This window comes from Kluyvera sichuanensis, from assembly GCF_040930405.1.
Taxonomy (GTDB): domain Bacteria; phylum Pseudomonadota; class Gammaproteobacteria; order Enterobacterales; family Enterobacteriaceae; genus Kluyvera; species Kluyvera sichuanensis.
Window position 1 is genome coordinate 3,274,695 of sequence record NZ_CP162271.1, and the last position, 13,343, is coordinate 3,288,037.

The following is a 13,343-nucleotide window of genomic DNA, read 5'->3' on the forward strand; positions in this document are numbered from 1 at the left end:
GATTCCTCGTTTATCTTTTTAGGCGTTCAGTTAAGTAACCCAAAGCGGGCAGCTTCGCTGAAGCGCCCGCCTGGTGACTAATACTCCGAAGGGATTACCAACGGTAGTGTGCGAACGCCTTGTTGGCTTCTGCCATACGGTGAACGTCTTCACGTTTCTTAACTGCAGTACCTTTGTTGTCTGCAGCGTCAGAAAGTTCGTTCGCCAGGCGCAGAGCCATGGATTTATCACCGCGTTTACGAGCAGCTTCTACGATCCAACGCATTGCCAGAGCATTACGACGGACCGGACGAACTTCAACTGGAACCTGATAAGTAGAACCACCTACGCGGCGGGACTTAACTTCGACAGTTGGGCGCACGTTTTCGAGCGCAACTTCGAATGCTTCCAGTTCATTTTTACCAGAACGCTGAGCCAGGGTCTCCAGCGCGCTGTATACGATTGATTCTGCAGTAGATTTTTTACCATCTACCATCAGAATGTTGACAAATTTAGCCAGCAGTTCTGATCCGAACTTAGGATCTGGCAGGATTTTACGCTGACCAATGACGCGACGACGTGGCATGGAAATACTCCGTTGTTAATTCAGGATTGTCCAAAACTCAAAGAGTTTGACATTAATATAAAACGTTTGGCCTTACTTAACGGAGAACCATTAAGCCTTAGGACGCTTCACGCCATACTTGGAGCGAGCTTGCTTACGGTCTTTAACGCCGGAGCAGTCAAGCGCACCACGAACGGTGTGGTAACGAACACCCGGAAGGTCTTTTACACGACCGCCACGGATCAGGATCACGGAGTGTTCCTGCAGGTTGTGACCTTCACCACCGATGTAGGAGGTAACTTCAAAACCGTTAGTCAAACGCACACGGCATACTTTACGCAGTGCGGAGTTTGGTTTCTTAGGAGTGGTGGTATATACACGGGTACATACACCACGTTTCTGCGGGCAGGCTTCCAGCGCTGGCACGTTGCTTTTTGCAACTTTGCGAGCACGTGGTTTGCGAACCAGCTGGTTAACTGTTGCCATTAAATAGCTCCTGGTTTTAGCTTTTGCTTCGTAAACACGTAATAAATCGCCTCATATAATATGAGGACGCGAAATTTTAGGGCCATGCCGAAAGGGTGTCAAGAAATATACAACGGCAAAGATGCTACCAGGCGATCTGAGAGGCGTGTTTTACCGTTAACCTGACGAAGTCAGTATAGCTGACCATGATGACATCGCTCGAAATTTGAGCACAAAGACCGCGCGCTTGCACATCTTCATTCAACACGTAGATGGATATGGGGGCCGCGCGGAGAATTTCAAGGAAGCGGCCGTTTTCAACCGCTGCCAGCACGCCATCGGCGATCAATAGCAGATCATCACCGTCGTCCATCAGGCGGGTCATTCCGCTAATGTCGGCATGCCAGGGTGAGGTGCGTAGCGTATGCAGCATAAGGGCCTCAGAAGTGCAGGATCACATCGTAGTCGTTAAGGCGATGGCGCAGGGCATCCGCTTCCAGCGGCTCGACGTCGGTGACAAACGTCGTCTCTGTCGTCAGGCCGCGTTCGCGCAGGGATGCCGCGCAGATCCAGCAATTTTCGATATCGTAGAGCGAGAGCAGCTTAAAGGTCGCAATGTAGTCGCGAGCGAGAATAACGCCCGGCTGCTGCTGACTGAGTAACTGAAACACCCCGTCGCCCACAAAAAACACGCCGAGGTCTTCGCTCAGGGCTGATGTCGCCAGTAATGCATCCAGCCCTTCCCTGCCGGCACTGCTGCCGTGCGGGGCGGAGGAAAAAACAAACGCAACTCGTTTCATCAGAACTGTACCATTCGATCGCAGGTTAGCGCAGCTTCGGCCAGCGAGCCTAGTCCGCTCAGCGAAAAGCCGGGCTGGAGATTAAACGTCGGCAGACCAAGCTGTCGAGCCTCGGTTTCATCGGTCACGCCACGGCGCAGCGCGGCGGCCACGCAGATATGCAACGCCACGCCATTTTCGTCATGCAATGATTGCCAGGCGCGGACCAAATCGAATTCATCGCTGGCGGGCGAGGTCAGCTGATTGGCGTTATAGACCCCTTCCCGATAGAAAAATACGCAGGCTATCTCGTGCCCCTCCGCCAGTGCAGCTTTCGCAAACTGCAGCGCGCTGCTCGCCTGCTGGGTGCCATACGCGGGGCCGGTCACCATCAGGGCAAAACGCATTACTTATCTTGCCCCAGGAAATCACCGCTCTTGAACTGGCGGATGTAGAGATAGACGGTGTGTTTGGAGATGTTCAGGCGATCGGCAACCTGGTTAATCGCATCCTTGATGTCAAAGATGCCTTTTTCATAAAGATTGAGCACGATCTGGCGATTCTTGGCGTTATTGGAAACGTTGCGATCGGCATTCACCTCTTCGATAGTGAACTCCAGCGTCTGGGTCACCAGGTCCTCAACGGAGGAAGCGAAGTTAACCGCAGAACCGACTTCCGGCGTTTCCGGCGGAATAAAGGTGTTCATGATTTGCGAGAACGGGACATCGAGGTTCATGTTGATGCACAGTAAGCCGATAACCCGATGGTCACGGTTACGGATGGCGATGGTAACGGACTTCATCAGTACGCCGCTTTTGGCGCGAGTAAAATAGCATTTGGAAACGCTGCTATCTGCCCCGGTCATATCATGCAGCATCCGCAGCGCGAGATCGGTAATCGGAGAACCGATTTTACGCCCGGTATGTTCGCCGTTCGCGATGCGTATTGCCGAGCATTTTAGATCCTGAAGTGAATGCAACACGATTTCGCAGTGGGAACCAATGAGCATCGCCAACCCGTCCACAACCGCTTCGTAGGATTTTAGAATATCGAAGTCAGTTTGATCGAAAGGACGTTGATCCAGTAAATCAAGTTCACTGGTTTCGTTGGTTAAAAGCGACCTGGACATGAAAAAAAGCACTCCTTTTCAGGAGCCTGTCGTTATGTTGTCAGGGCAGGCTCATCACTATTAGGGGCATCTAAAGTAATACAGCGCATAAGGCGCTTTCCAGCATTAATTATATCCTGTAGATAATAAAAAGCCGCCGCCCATTGGGCGGCGGCTTTCGCAATCTTATTTTTTGCTGGCTTCGGCCGCTTTGTCAGCCGGTGCAGCGTCTGGCTGTGCCTCGGCTTTCGGTGCCGGTTTGATGTCTAACAGTTCAACATCGAAGACCAGGGTGGAGTTAGCCGGGATACCCGGAACGCCGGTTTTGCCGTAAGCCAGATCCGGTGGGATAACCAGCTGGATTTTACCGCCCTTCTTGATGTTTTTCAGACCTTCGGTCCAGCCAGGGATAACGCCGTCCAGACGGAAGGAGAGAGGTTCACCGCGGGTGTAAGAGTTATCGAACTCTTTACCGTCGATCAGCGTACCTTTGTAGTTAACCACAACGGTGTCACTGTCTTTCGGCGCGTCGCCAGTACCCGCTTTCTCTACTTTGTACAGCAGGCCAGTAGAAGAGGTTTTCACGCCTTTCTCTTTAGCGAACTTGTCACGGAAAGCCTTACCTTTTGCTTCGTTGTCAGCGGCGTCTTTTTCCATCTTCGCCTGAGCGGAGGTCTTCACGCGAGTTTCAAACGCCTGCAGAGTTTGTTCGATCTCTTGATCGGACAGTTTGCTCTTATCAGCAAACGCGTCCTGAACACCGGCGATCAGCTGGTCTTTGTCCAGTTTGATGCCCAGTTTTTCCTGTTCTTTCAGAGAGTTTTCCATGTAACGACCCAGCGATGCGCCCAGTGCATAGGCAGATTTCTGGTCGTCATTTTTGAATGCAGCTTTGCTGTCTGCTGCCGGAGCCGCTTTCGCGTCCGCAGCTGGTGCAGCTTTAGCAGCAGCGTCAGCTGCGAAGGTCAGAGGTGCATTCAGTGCAACGGCCATTGTGGTTGCCAGAAGCGTTACTTTAAACAGTGATTTCATCCATCTCTCCAGGGCCGGGGCCTCTCGCCCCAATGTTAACTAAATGAGAAGCGTACTATAGAACGTTGTAGAGGAAATCTACATATGAACGCTTCTCATATCGACTCTTTTCAGACTCTTTTTGTTTAAATTAGTTTCCAGCGTCGCAAAGAGAGGCTGCGCGGCCGGGCAAAGTTGCGTAGAATCCGCGGCGATTGCGGTGATAACAGTAGAGAGGACATCATGCAGGAAACGACTATCGAAGCGCGTCTGGCTGAGCTTGAAAGCCGTCTGGCCTTTCAGGAGATCACCATTGATGACCTTAACATGACGGTCACAGCGCACGAGATGGAAATGGCGAAGCTGCGCGAGCATCTGCGTCTGCTGACCGAAAAGCTCAAGGCCAGCCAGCCGTCAAACATGGCGTCACCGTCTGAAGAGACGCCACCACCTCATTATTGAGGCGTAAAAAAAGCGGGTATTCCCCGCTTTTTTTGTATCCATCGTTCTACAGAACGAGAGGGATTAGTGGCAACCGCAGCCGCCGTGGCCTTTACCGCCACCGCCGCAGCAGCCTTCGCCGCCGTGGTCGTGACCGTGGTCATGGCCGTGACCGCCGCAGCAACCGTCGTGGTCGTGGTCATGATCGTGGTCGTGACCGTTCGCACCGTGAACGTGGCCATGAGCCAGTTCTTCTTCGGTCGCTTCGCGGATAGCAACAACTTCAACGTTGAACTTCAGGTTCTGGCCAGCCAGCATGTGGTTGCCGTCAACCACAACGTGGTCGTCTTCAACTTCGGTGATTTCAACCGGTACTGGACCTTGGTCAGTTTCAGCCAGGAAGCGCATGCCAACCTGCAGTTCGTCAACGCCCATGAAGACGTCTTTAGGAACGCGCTGCACCAGGTTTTCGTCGTACTGACCGTAAGCGTCGTTAGCTTGAACAGCAACGTCGAATTTATCACCAACTTCGTGACCGTCCAGCGCGTTTTCCAGGCCGGAGATCAGGGAACCGTGACCATGCAGGTAGTCAAGCGGTGCACTTACCGGAGACTCATCAACCAATACACCGTCTTCTGTACGTACCTGATAGGCCAGGCTGACCACCAGGTCTTTTGCTACTTTCATGATATCTCCTGAGCATGGGAATATTTTAGTGGCGCAGATTGTAGCGGAATTCTACACCCGTGTACCCATAAGCTTAAAAAAAGACAGCACGGATCGCTACTCCGGATGAAAAATACCGATCACTTGTTCCTCTTTGCGAACGTGTTCGCGGGCTTCTTTATCCGCCTCACGCATCTGGTGTCCGCACTTAACGCACTCAACCACATCGATATTATTCTCGCGCCACATCGCCATTGAATCCTGGGCCTGACACGACGGGCACTTCGCGCCCGCGATAAAACGTTTACGTACCGCCATACTCACCTTCTATTCAAATTCGTCCCAGCCGTCCAGCTGCCGCCGCTCTTGTTGCATTTCGCGCTGGAAGATCTCCTCCAGCTCTCGTCTCGCTTCCCGCACGCGAGAAATTTGTTGGGTATCGCTGTGTACCGGCATCAGCTCACGCAGCATGCGCATATCCAGCCGCTTGAAGTGCAACTGTGCGCGCTGCGCCTGATGCGGGTGCATACCGGTGGAGATAAGCGCCTTGCGCCCCAGTTCCAGCGCACTGGAAAAGGTCTCACGGGAAAACTGTACCACGCCCGCCTGCAGCAGTTCGTGCGCCTCCACACGTCCTCGCGCACGGGCCATAATCTTCAGATGCGGGAAGTGCTGCTGGCAGATCTCCACCAGCTTCATGGTATCTTCCGGCTCGTTGCAGGTGATAACGATCGACTGCGCCTGCTCAGCGCCTGCCGAACGCAGCAATTCAACCTGGGTTGCATCACCGTAGTAAACCTTATAGCCGTATTTGCGCATCAGGTTAACCGCACTGATGTCGCGCTCCAGGACGGTGATCCGCAATTTGTTGGCCATCAGCAGGCGACCAATCACCTGCCCGAAGCGACCAAATCCCACCACAATCACCTGTGGCTTATCGTCATCCACCCACGGCGCTTCGTCTTCTTCTTCCGGCCCGTTAAAACGGCGCGACAGCGTGAGGTCGACGAGCTTCATCAACAGCGGCGTGGTCATCATCGACAGCGTCACCACCACCAGCAGCAGCGACATCTGGTCGCCCTTAAAGACTTTAAACGACGAGGCTGCCGAGAAGAGCACAAAGGCGAACTCACCGCCCTGGCTCAGCACACCGGCAAACTGCATCCGCTCCGAACTGCGCATGCCGTGCAGATGCGCCAGCAGATACAGCACCAGCGTTTTCACCGCCACCAGCAATGCCACGCAGCCAATCACCACCAGCAGATGGGTGTAGAGCACGCCGAGGTTGAGCGACATCCCCACTGAGATAAAGAACAGCCCCAGCAGCAGACCTTTAAACGGTTCGATGGCAATTTCCAGCTCGTGGCGGTACTCACTTTCCGCCAGCAGGACGCCAGCGATAAAGGTGCCCAGCGCCATCGAGAGGCCCAGCGCATCCATGAACAGTGCCGACCCCAGCACCAGCAGCAGCGTGGCGGCGGTAAAGACTTCGCGCACCCCGGAGCTGGCAATAAAACGAAATACCGGGCGTAACAGGTAGCGCCCGCCAATCAGCATGCCGCCGAAGGCCAGCACCTTTAAGCCGACGGTCTGCCAGTCAAAATGTTCGTCACCGGCACCAGCCAGCAGCGGCACCAGCGCCAGCGCGGGGATGACCGCCAGGTCCTGGAACAACAGCACCGAGAAGCCAAGCTGCCCGGATTCGCTGCGGTTCATCCCCTTCTCACGCATCAGCTGCAGCGCCATCGCGGTCGACGACATCGCAAGGCCAATCCCGCCAATCACCGCGGCCTGCCAGGAGAAGTGGGTGAGCATCAACAGCCCGCCGAGGATCGCCGCGCTGAAAATCACCTGCGCCGCACCGATGCCAAAGATGGGGCGTCGCAGCTGCCATAGCTTGGCCGGGTTCAGTTCCAGTCCGATGATAAACATCAGGAACACCACGCCCAGCTCAGAGAAGTGAAGAATTTCATCCACATCGCTGATAAAGCCGAGCCCCCACGGGCCGATGGCGATACCCGCCAACAGATAACCTAATACCGCACCGATACCCAGCCGCGCTGCCAGTGGCACCGCGGCCACCGCCGCAAAGAGAAACAGCACTCCAGCCAGTAATAAATCAGAACCTTCCATCATCGTCCCCCTGCCGTTATCGGCGCAGCTAGCCAGTCGGCATAGGCTTTCGCATGGTTTGCCAGCTCATCAGGCGGCTGACGTCGCGCCCAGTAGATGATGATTGGGCTCAGCCAGTGCATATGGCACATGGCGGCCGTCAGTTCGAACGGACGCAGAATATCGCTCATCGGGTAGCGATTGAGCCCGTCATGGCGGTAGGCGCTTTCCGGCTCCCCGGTGGTAATCACGCTACGCCAGTACTTTCCTTCCAGCTGATTTCCCCCGATGCCGCTGGCGAAACCACGGCTCAGCACACGGTCCAGCCACTCTTTTAAGAGCGACGGGCAGCTGTAGGTATAAAGAGGATGTTGAAACACGATGACATCATGTTCGCGCAGCAGCGCCTGCTCGCGAGGAATATCGATAAAAAAATCAGGGTAGTGCGCGTAGAGATCGTGCACGGTTACGTTGCTTAACTGCGAAGCCGGTTTAAGCAAAACCCGGTTAGCGACCGAGTCCTGTGATTCCGGATGGGCATAGACAAGCAGTACTTTCGCCGTCTGTGACATCATTCCCCTCCCGGGCGTCAATCACATCCTCTTTCTGGTAGCTGAACGCAACCGGAATGATTTTGTGTATAGTCATCGTTTTGGGCTACCATTGCGGCCCGGTCTAGCGATTCGCTTACCACATTACATTACCACAATGACAATTTAACATATTCAGAACATACGGCGCCTTATGATTGTTTTCTCCTCGTTACAAATTCGTCGCGGCGTGCGCGTCCTGCTGGATAACGCATCGGCCACCATCAACCCAGGGCAGAAAGTCGGCCTGGTGGGGAAAAACGGCTGCGGCAAATCCACACTGCTGGCGCTGCTGAAAAACGAGATAAGCGCCGACGGCGGCAACTTTACCTATCCGAGCAGCTGGCAGTTGGCGTGGGTAAACCAGGAAACGCCTGCGCTGCCGCAGCCTGCTCTAGACTATGTCATTGACGGTGACCGCGAATACCGCCAGCTCGAAGCCCAGCTGAACGACGCCAACGAACGCGATGATGGCCACGCCATTGCCACCGTTCACGGCAAACTGGACGCGATTGATGCGTGGACCATCCGCTCTCGCGCCTCCAGCCTGCTGCACGGCCTCGGCTTCAGCAACGAACAGCTCGACCGTCCGGTCAGCGACTTCTCGGGCGGCTGGCGTATGCGCCTCAACCTGGCGCAGGCGCTGATTTGTCGCTCCGACCTCCTGCTGCTCGATGAACCGACCAACCACCTGGACCTCGATGCGGTTATCTGGCTGGAAAGATGGCTCAAAAGCTATCAGGGCACGCTGATCCTGATTTCTCACGACCGCGACTTCCTCGATCCGGTCATCGACAAGATTATTCATATCGAACAGGAAACCATGTTCGAGTACACCGGCAACTACAGCTCGTTTGAGGTACAGCGCGCCACCCGCCTGGCTCAGCAGCAGGCGATGTACGAAAGCCAGCAGGAGCGCGTGGCGCATCTGCAAAGCTATATCGACCGTTTCCGCGCCAAGGCCACCAAGGCTAAGCAGGCGCAGAGCCGTATCAAAATGCTCGAGCGTATGGAGCTGATTGCCCCGGCCCACGTCGATAACCCGTTCCACTTCAGCTTCCGCGCACCGGAAAGCCTGCCGAACCCACTGCTGAAGATGGAAAAGGTGAGCGCCGGCTACGGTGACCGCACCATTCTGGAATCTATCAAACTGAACCTGGTACCGGGCTCGCGTATCGGCCTGTTGGGCCGCAACGGCGCGGGTAAATCAACGCTGATTAAGCTGCTGGCAGGCGAGCTCGAACCGCTACACGGCGAGATTGGCCTCGCCAAAGGTATTAAGTTAGGTTACTTCGCCCAGCATCAGCTGGAGTTCCTGCGCGCGGACGAATCCCCGCTGCAGCATCTGGCCCGCATGGCACCACAGGAGCTGGAACAGAAGCTGCGTGACTACCTCGGCGGCTTCGGCTTCCAGGGCGACAAGGTCACCGAGCAAACCGCCCGTTTCTCCGGCGGCGAGAAAGCCCGTCTGGTGCTGGCGCTGATCGTCTGGCAGCGCCCGAACCTGCTGCTGCTCGATGAACCGACTAACCACCTTGACCTCGATATGCGTCAGGCGCTGACCGAAGCATTAATCGACTTCGAAGGCGCGCTGGTTGTGGTCTCGCACGACCGTCACCTGATTCGTTCCACTACCGACGATCTCTATCTGGTGCATGATAAGAAGGTCGAACCGTTCGACGGCGACCTGGAAGATTATCAGCAGTGGCTGAGCGACGTGCAGAAGCTGGAAAACCAGGCCGACGACACGCCGAAAGAGAACAACGCCAACAGCGCTCAGTCGCGTAAAGACCAGAAGCGCCGCGAAGCGGAACTGCGCACCCTAACCCAACCGCTGCGCAAAGAGATTACCCGTCTGGAAAAAGAGATGGAGAAGCTCAACGCGCAGTTGGCAAAGGCAGAAGAGAAGCTCGGCGACAGCGGTCTGTATGAACCAGGCCGTAAAGCCGAAATGACCGAATGCTTACAGCTGCAGGCCAGCGCCAAGTCCGGGCTGGAAGCGTGTGAAATGGCATGGCTCGAGGCGCAGGAGCAGCTTGAGCAGATGATGCAAAACGACTGATTGCCTGAGGCGGACGATGAACCTGTCAATCACCGACGATATTACCTTCCGCAAGCTGACCATCTTCATGACCTTTATGGAGAAGGGTAACATCGCCCGCACCGCCGAGGCGCTGAACATCAGCGGCGTTAGCGTGCACCGGGCGCTGCACACGCTGGAAGAGAACGTTCGTTGTCCGCTGTTCGTGCACAAAGGGCGTAATCTTATCGCCCAGCCTGCGGCGTGGACGCTGCTGGAGTACTGCCAGGAAGTCACCCAGTTGATGGAGCGAGGTCTGGAAGAGACGCGCAAAACAGCAGGGGTTGGCCAGGGGCGTTTACGTGTTGGCACGCTTTACTCGCTGACGCTGGAGACGGTGCCGCACCTGATTATGGGCATGAAGCTGCGCCGCCCGGACCTGGAGCTCGATCTCACGATGGGCTCCAACGAAGCGCTGTTGAAGATGCTGGAAGATGGCGTACTGGACGCCATCCTCATCTCCATCTCCGAAAGCGAAATCGACCGCAATAGCCTCGAAGTCCTCCCTCTGTTCCACGACGATATCTACCTCGCTGCACCCATGTCCGCCACGCTGGACGCCACCATGAAAGCGGATCTGCGACACTATCGTAACGAGAAGTTTGTCTCGCTAGCGGAAGGGTTTGCGACCTATGCCGGTTTCCAGGAAGCGTTTCACATCGCCGGGTTTGAGCCGGAAATCGTGACCCGCGTAAACGACATATTCTCAATGCTCAGTCTGGTACAGGCTGGGGTTGGGTTCTGTTTGATGCCGGGGCGAATGAAGAAGATGTATGAGAATACCGTGAAGCTGCAAAAGCTCGCTGAGCCCTATCAGATGCAGCAGCTTATCGCGATTGTCTTTGCCCGTAACCGCGAGCGCGACCCAAGCCTGCTGGCGCTGGCCGCCGAAGGGCGCATGTACGCCAGAACGCTGAACCAGAACGCCTGATTTGCCGGATCTGCGTATCACAATGCAGCCCGGACGAGACGTGAAACGTCGACTCCGGGGAAGTCCCGGCGTCGCTTCGCTCGGCCGGGCTACTACGGTAAATGCTGACTACGACCGTAGGCGTTTCGCCAGGTGCACGGCAACATCCACGCCGCTGCGCTCCAGAGAAATAGACTCCCCTTCCCACGCCGCCTGCCGCGTTAAGCAGGTCAGGATGCCGCCGGGCGGCATTTCAATCGCCAGCCGCGCTTCGCGCTCGTTAGCGGAGATAACCGCTTCCTGCCAGCGCACCGTGCGCGCCATATTCATCGCCAGATCGTCAGCAATCCGCTCCGGCTGCCACAGCACACGACCGGTACTGCCGCTCAGATAGGCGTAGCGCGGGCGGGAAAGCGTCAGATGACTGAACGCCTCAACCAGCTTTTGCGCAGGCCTGGCGAGCAGCTCACAGTGCGACGGCACGCTCACGGCCAGACGAGGCGCTTTACTGGCCCCTTTAGCCATCGCGCGCTTTGCCACGTCGGCCATCGCGTCATCAGGGCCGGCAATCACAATCTGTGTTTCGGCATTCAGGTTAGCGATATAGGTGCCGCTGCCTGCCACCAGGCTTTCCACCTGAGCGAGCGTCAGCCCCATAATTGCCGTCAGACCGTAGCCGTGCGGATAGGCCTGCTCCATTAAGTCGCCGCGCAGTGCCACCAGCGTCAACGCGTCGGCAAAATCAAGCGCACCGGCAACCACCGCCGCCGGGTAGGCGCCAATGGAGAGCCCGCTGACGATATCCGGTGCCACGCCACGACGCTCCAGCTCACGCGCCCACGCAACGCCAGCAATCAGCAGAGACAGCTGAACCGCTCGGGTATGTTTCAGCGCTTCAGAGCTATCCAGCGTATCAACCTCAGCGCCCAGCACGTCACGTGCCTGAGCCAGCGCCGTCCCCGGAAGGTTTTGCAGCATCCCTTCGTGCTGCGTCCCCTGCCCCGGGAAGGTAAACAGAATTTTCATGACTCCTCCCTGCCCCACGGATCGCGAACCAGTTGCGGCCCCTGTGAGGTTTTTAACAGCGCTTTTCCATCCCGCAGCCATTCATTGAGGGCAAATCCACCGCGCGGGGTATCCACCTGGGTATCCGCCCGGCATAGCCCGCCCGTCAGCTGCTGCTGCCACTTCTCCAGCGCTTCTCGGGAGAGCGACTGCGGCGCGCGGATCAGTAGATCCAGATCGCTTGCCGCGTGGATCACCGGGATCCCGGTTGCCAGCGCATAGCCGGTACTGCCGGTAATGCCCCACGTCCACGGCCATGCCTGCTGCGCCAATAACAAAGCCACCTGAAGCGGTGGCTGAGAGATAAAGGGCGAACGCAGGAGCGACAGCGGGTCCACCAGCGATTCCGGCGTACAGACGCGGACGACCGCCCCTGCTTTCACCCAACCGGCGGCACGCTGGTCGCGCTTCATCCCGCGGACGCCCACGGGAATGCGCCCCTGCGCATCAACATCACGTCGCACCACCACCGGCAGGCCGCTATGCCAGACGGTATCCACCCAGGATTCCGTGACATCTTCAAGCGCGTCGCGCGCGTTCAGCCAGATAAGGTCGTGTGGACGTAATGTGGTGCTCATGATTTAAATTCCTGAAGTCAGCGAGATAAACAGCGGCAGCGACAGGATACACAGTACGGAGCTCAACAGCAGCACGGCTTCTGCATCCGGCGACTGCACGCCAAATCGGTTACCGAATACCACACCGAAGAAACCAGCGGACAGCGCAATCATCAGAATAGCGGTGATCGCCACGGAACCATGCAGGCCAAAAATCAGCACGATACCCCAGGCAATAGCCGGTTGAATCAGCAGTTTGGCGATGGTTGAGGTAATCACCACGGTGTTGATCTGCAGTTTACGCGCAGAGAGGATCACACCGGTCAGGAACAGCGCCGCTGCGGTAGCAGACAGACCCAGCGGTTTGATCGCCGCCAGCACCAGTTCCGGCATTTTGATGCCAATTGCGGAGAGGATAACCCCCAGCAGTGGGCCCATCACGATTGGTTTTTTAATCGAGCGCCACATCAGCACCGGCAGCATGGAGAGCGTAGAACCGGAATTACCGCCTTCAGCACGCGCTTTTTCACGTTCGAGGATCAGCAGGCAGAACGGCGTCATCAACACGGAACCACAGGCAATGGAAACGGCAACGGACAGCGAAGTCGAAGACGCTTCACCCAGCACGCTACCCAGAATCGGCAGACCCAGCGCGGCGTAGTTTGGCAGCGCCACGGTCAGGGTCAGTACGGCGGCATCCTGTGGGGACTTTTTGAAGACGTTGGTCGCCATAAAGTAGATGGCGGCATAGGTAATCCACATCGCCAGGGTCAGCACCAGAATCAGCGGCGACTGGGCGACGATACCCGCCCACGGTGTTTGTACCGTGGCGCTGAACAGCGCGGCTGGCAAGGCAAAGTCCATAACAAAGATATTGAGCAGGGAGACATTTTTGTTATCGACCATTTTGGCCTTACCGGCCCAGAATCCCAGCAGCATGATGACGAAAATCGGAGCAAGAGCATGAACAATTACGTAAGTCATATTTCACCTGTAATGAAAAAAAGTTAGCACT

General features: G+C 56.3%; 17 protein-coding genes. 3 read left to right on the forward strand and 14 right to left on the reverse strand.

The window, feature by feature from the left end:
- Positions 1–94: 94 nt before the first annotated feature.
- The 7 genes from rpsG to fkpA all read right to left on the reverse strand — a co-directional run bounded on the left by rpsG (position 95) and on the right by fkpA (position 3,928).
- Entirely contained in the window at positions 95–565 is a 471-nt protein-coding gene (gene rpsG, locus AB2B48_RS15855) for a 30S ribosomal protein S7 (RefSeq protein ID WP_035894363.1), read from the reverse strand.
- A 90-nt stretch (positions 566–655) separates the two neighbouring features.
- A complete protein-coding gene (rpsL, locus tag AB2B48_RS15860) occupies positions 656–1,030 on the reverse strand; it encodes a 30S ribosomal protein S12 (protein WP_000246815.1) in 375 nt (124 codons plus the stop codon).
- Between the two features lie 124 nt (positions 1,031–1,154).
- The gene (gene tusB, locus AB2B48_RS15865) at positions 1,155–1,442 is read right to left on the reverse strand and encodes a sulfurtransferase complex subunit TusB (protein ID WP_368299590.1); all 288 of its coding nucleotides are present in this window, start codon (positions 1,440–1,442) and stop codon (positions 1,155–1,157) included.
- Between the two features lie 7 nt (positions 1,443–1,449).
- The gene (tusC, locus tag AB2B48_RS15870) at positions 1,450–1,809 is read right to left on the reverse strand and encodes a sulfurtransferase complex subunit TusC (RefSeq protein WP_220440262.1); all 360 of its coding nucleotides are present in this window, start codon (positions 1,807–1,809) and stop codon (positions 1,450–1,452) included.
- Entirely contained in the window at positions 1,809–2,195 is a 387-nt protein-coding gene (gene tusD / locus AB2B48_RS15875; RefSeq protein WP_035894366.1) for a sulfurtransferase complex subunit TusD, read from the reverse strand. The genes tusC and tusD overlap by 1 nt, the downstream gene beginning before the upstream one ends.
- The gene (locus tag AB2B48_RS15880) at positions 2,195–2,917 is read right to left on the reverse strand and encodes a helix-turn-helix transcriptional regulator (protein WP_035894367.1); all 723 of its coding nucleotides are present in this window, start codon (positions 2,915–2,917) and stop codon (positions 2,195–2,197) included. Before AB2B48_RS15880 ends, tusD begins: the two co-directional genes overlap by 1 nt.
- 165 nt (positions 2,918–3,082) lie before the next feature.
- On the reverse strand, positions 3,083–3,928 hold the full coding sequence (gene fkpA / locus AB2B48_RS15885) for an FKBP-type peptidyl-prolyl cis-trans isomerase (RefSeq protein WP_185668956.1): 846 nt from the start codon (positions 3,926–3,928) through the stop codon (positions 3,083–3,085).
- 222 nt (positions 3,929–4,150) lie between these two features.
- Between fkpA and AB2B48_RS15890 the strand changes: the two genes are divergently transcribed.
- Positions 4,151–4,369, forward strand: a complete 219-nt coding sequence (locus AB2B48_RS15890; RefSeq protein WP_185668957.1) for a protein SlyX — start codon at positions 4,151–4,153, stop codon at positions 4,367–4,369.
- A gap of 63 nt (positions 4,370–4,432) precedes the next feature.
- On the opposite strand, the gene slyD is transcribed toward AB2B48_RS15890, so the two are convergent.
- From slyD to kefG, 4 genes are all read right to left on the reverse strand, one after another.
- Positions 4,433–5,035, reverse strand: a complete 603-nt coding sequence (slyD, locus tag AB2B48_RS15895; RefSeq protein WP_035894370.1) for a peptidylprolyl isomerase — start codon at positions 5,033–5,035, stop codon at positions 4,433–4,435.
- A 96-nt stretch (positions 5,036–5,131) separates the two neighbouring features.
- Positions 5,132–5,332: a YheV family putative zinc ribbon protein gene (locus AB2B48_RS15900; RefSeq protein ID WP_035894371.1), complete on the reverse strand. Its 201-nt coding sequence runs from the start codon at positions 5,330–5,332 to the stop codon at positions 5,132–5,134.
- Between the two features lie 9 nt (positions 5,333–5,341).
- Positions 5,342–7,147: a glutathione-regulated potassium-efflux system protein KefB gene (gene kefB / locus AB2B48_RS15905; RefSeq protein WP_333498253.1), complete on the reverse strand. Its 1,806-nt coding sequence runs from the start codon at positions 7,145–7,147 to the stop codon at positions 5,342–5,344.
- A complete protein-coding gene (gene kefG / locus AB2B48_RS15910) occupies positions 7,147–7,698 on the reverse strand; it encodes a glutathione-regulated potassium-efflux system ancillary protein KefG (RefSeq protein WP_185669007.1) in 552 nt (183 codons plus the stop codon). The genes kefB and kefG overlap by 1 nt, the downstream gene beginning before the upstream one ends.
- A gap of 172 nt (positions 7,699–7,870) precedes the next feature.
- Here kefG and AB2B48_RS15915 point away from each other — a divergent pair, with 172 nt between their 5' ends.
- Together AB2B48_RS15915 and AB2B48_RS15920 are read left to right on the forward strand one after the other, a co-directional pair.
- A complete protein-coding gene (locus AB2B48_RS15915) occupies positions 7,871–9,778 on the forward strand; it encodes an ABC transporter ATP-binding protein (RefSeq protein WP_333012891.1) in 1,908 nt (635 codons plus the stop codon).
- A 16-nt stretch (positions 9,779–9,794) separates the two neighbouring features.
- On the forward strand, positions 9,795–10,727 hold the full coding sequence (locus AB2B48_RS15920) for a LysR family transcriptional regulator (protein WP_333498222.1): 933 nt from the start codon (positions 9,795–9,797) through the stop codon (positions 10,725–10,727).
- A 108-nt stretch (positions 10,728–10,835) separates the two neighbouring features.
- Here the strand turns inward: AB2B48_RS15920 and mdcH are convergent, their stop codons facing one another.
- Genes mdcH through AB2B48_RS15935 form a run of 3 tightly spaced genes read right to left on the reverse strand, consistent with a single transcriptional unit; the run spans position 10,836 to position 13,312 of the window.
- Positions 10,836–11,732: a malonate decarboxylase subunit epsilon gene (gene mdcH / locus AB2B48_RS15925; RefSeq protein ID WP_368299591.1), complete on the reverse strand. Its 897-nt coding sequence runs from the start codon at positions 11,730–11,732 to the stop codon at positions 10,836–10,838.
- The gene (locus AB2B48_RS15930) at positions 11,729–12,349 is read right to left on the reverse strand and encodes a malonate decarboxylase holo-ACP synthase (RefSeq protein WP_368299592.1); all 621 of its coding nucleotides are present in this window, start codon (positions 12,347–12,349) and stop codon (positions 11,729–11,731) included. Before AB2B48_RS15930 ends, mdcH begins: the two co-directional genes overlap by 4 nt.
- Before the next feature lie 3 nt (positions 12,350–12,352).
- The gene (locus tag AB2B48_RS15935; RefSeq protein ID WP_185668962.1) at positions 12,353–13,312 is read right to left on the reverse strand and encodes an AEC family transporter; all 960 of its coding nucleotides are present in this window, start codon (positions 13,310–13,312) and stop codon (positions 12,353–12,355) included.
- Positions 13,313–13,343: the final 31 nt, after the last annotated feature.

Excerpts from the sequence above, each read along its gene's own strand:
- rpsG (WP_035894363.1), bottom strand. The coding sequence starts at position 565 with ATGCCACGTCGTCGCGTCATTGGTCAGCGTAAAATCCTGCCAGATCCT.
- rpsL (WP_000246815.1), bottom strand. The coding sequence starts at position 1,030 with ATGGCAACAGTTAACCAGCTGGTTCGCAAACCACGTGCTCGCAAAGTT.
- tusB (WP_368299590.1), bottom strand. The coding sequence starts at position 1,442 with ATGCTGCATACGCTACGCACCTCACCCTGGCATGCCGACATTAGCGGA.
- tusC (WP_220440262.1), bottom strand. The coding sequence starts at position 1,809 with ATGAAACGAGTTGCGTTTGTTTTTTCCTCCGCCCCGCACGGCAGCAGT.
- tusD (WP_035894366.1), bottom strand. The coding sequence starts at position 2,195 with ATGCGTTTTGCCCTGATGGTGACCGGCCCCGCGTATGGCACCCAGCAG.
- AB2B48_RS15880 (WP_035894367.1), bottom strand. The coding sequence starts at position 2,917 with ATGTCCAGGTCGCTTTTAACCAACGAAACCAGTGAACTTGATTTACTG.
- fkpA (WP_185668956.1), bottom strand. The coding sequence starts at position 3,928 with ATGAAATCACTGTTTAAAGTAACGCTTCTGGCAACCACAATGGCCGTT.
- AB2B48_RS15890 (WP_185668957.1), top strand. The coding sequence starts at position 4,151 with ATGCAGGAAACGACTATCGAAGCGCGTCTGGCTGAGCTTGAAAGCCGT.
- slyD (WP_035894370.1), bottom strand. The coding sequence starts at position 5,035 with ATGAAAGTAGCAAAAGACCTGGTGGTCAGCCTGGCCTATCAGGTACGT.
- AB2B48_RS15900 (WP_035894371.1), bottom strand. The coding sequence starts at position 5,332 with ATGGCGGTACGTAAACGTTTTATCGCGGGCGCGAAGTGCCCGTCGTGT.
- kefB (WP_333498253.1), bottom strand. The coding sequence starts at position 7,147 with ATGGAAGGTTCTGATTTATTACTGGCTGGAGTGCTGTTTCTCTTTGCG.
- kefG (WP_185669007.1), bottom strand. The coding sequence starts at position 7,698 with ATGTCACAGACGGCGAAAGTACTGCTTGTCTATGCCCATCCGGAATCA.
- AB2B48_RS15915 (WP_333012891.1), top strand. The coding sequence starts at position 7,871 with ATGATTGTTTTCTCCTCGTTACAAATTCGTCGCGGCGTGCGCGTCCTG.
- AB2B48_RS15920 (WP_333498222.1), top strand. The coding sequence starts at position 9,795 with ATGAACCTGTCAATCACCGACGATATTACCTTCCGCAAGCTGACCATC.
- mdcH (WP_368299591.1), bottom strand. The coding sequence starts at position 11,732 with ATGAAAATTCTGTTTACCTTCCCGGGGCAGGGGACGCAGCACGAAGGG.
- AB2B48_RS15930 (WP_368299592.1), bottom strand. The coding sequence starts at position 12,349 with ATGAGCACCACATTACGTCCACACGACCTTATCTGGCTGAACGCGCGC.
- AB2B48_RS15935 (WP_185668962.1), bottom strand. The coding sequence starts at position 13,312 with ATGACTTACGTAATTGTTCATGCTCTTGCTCCGATTTTCGTCATCATG.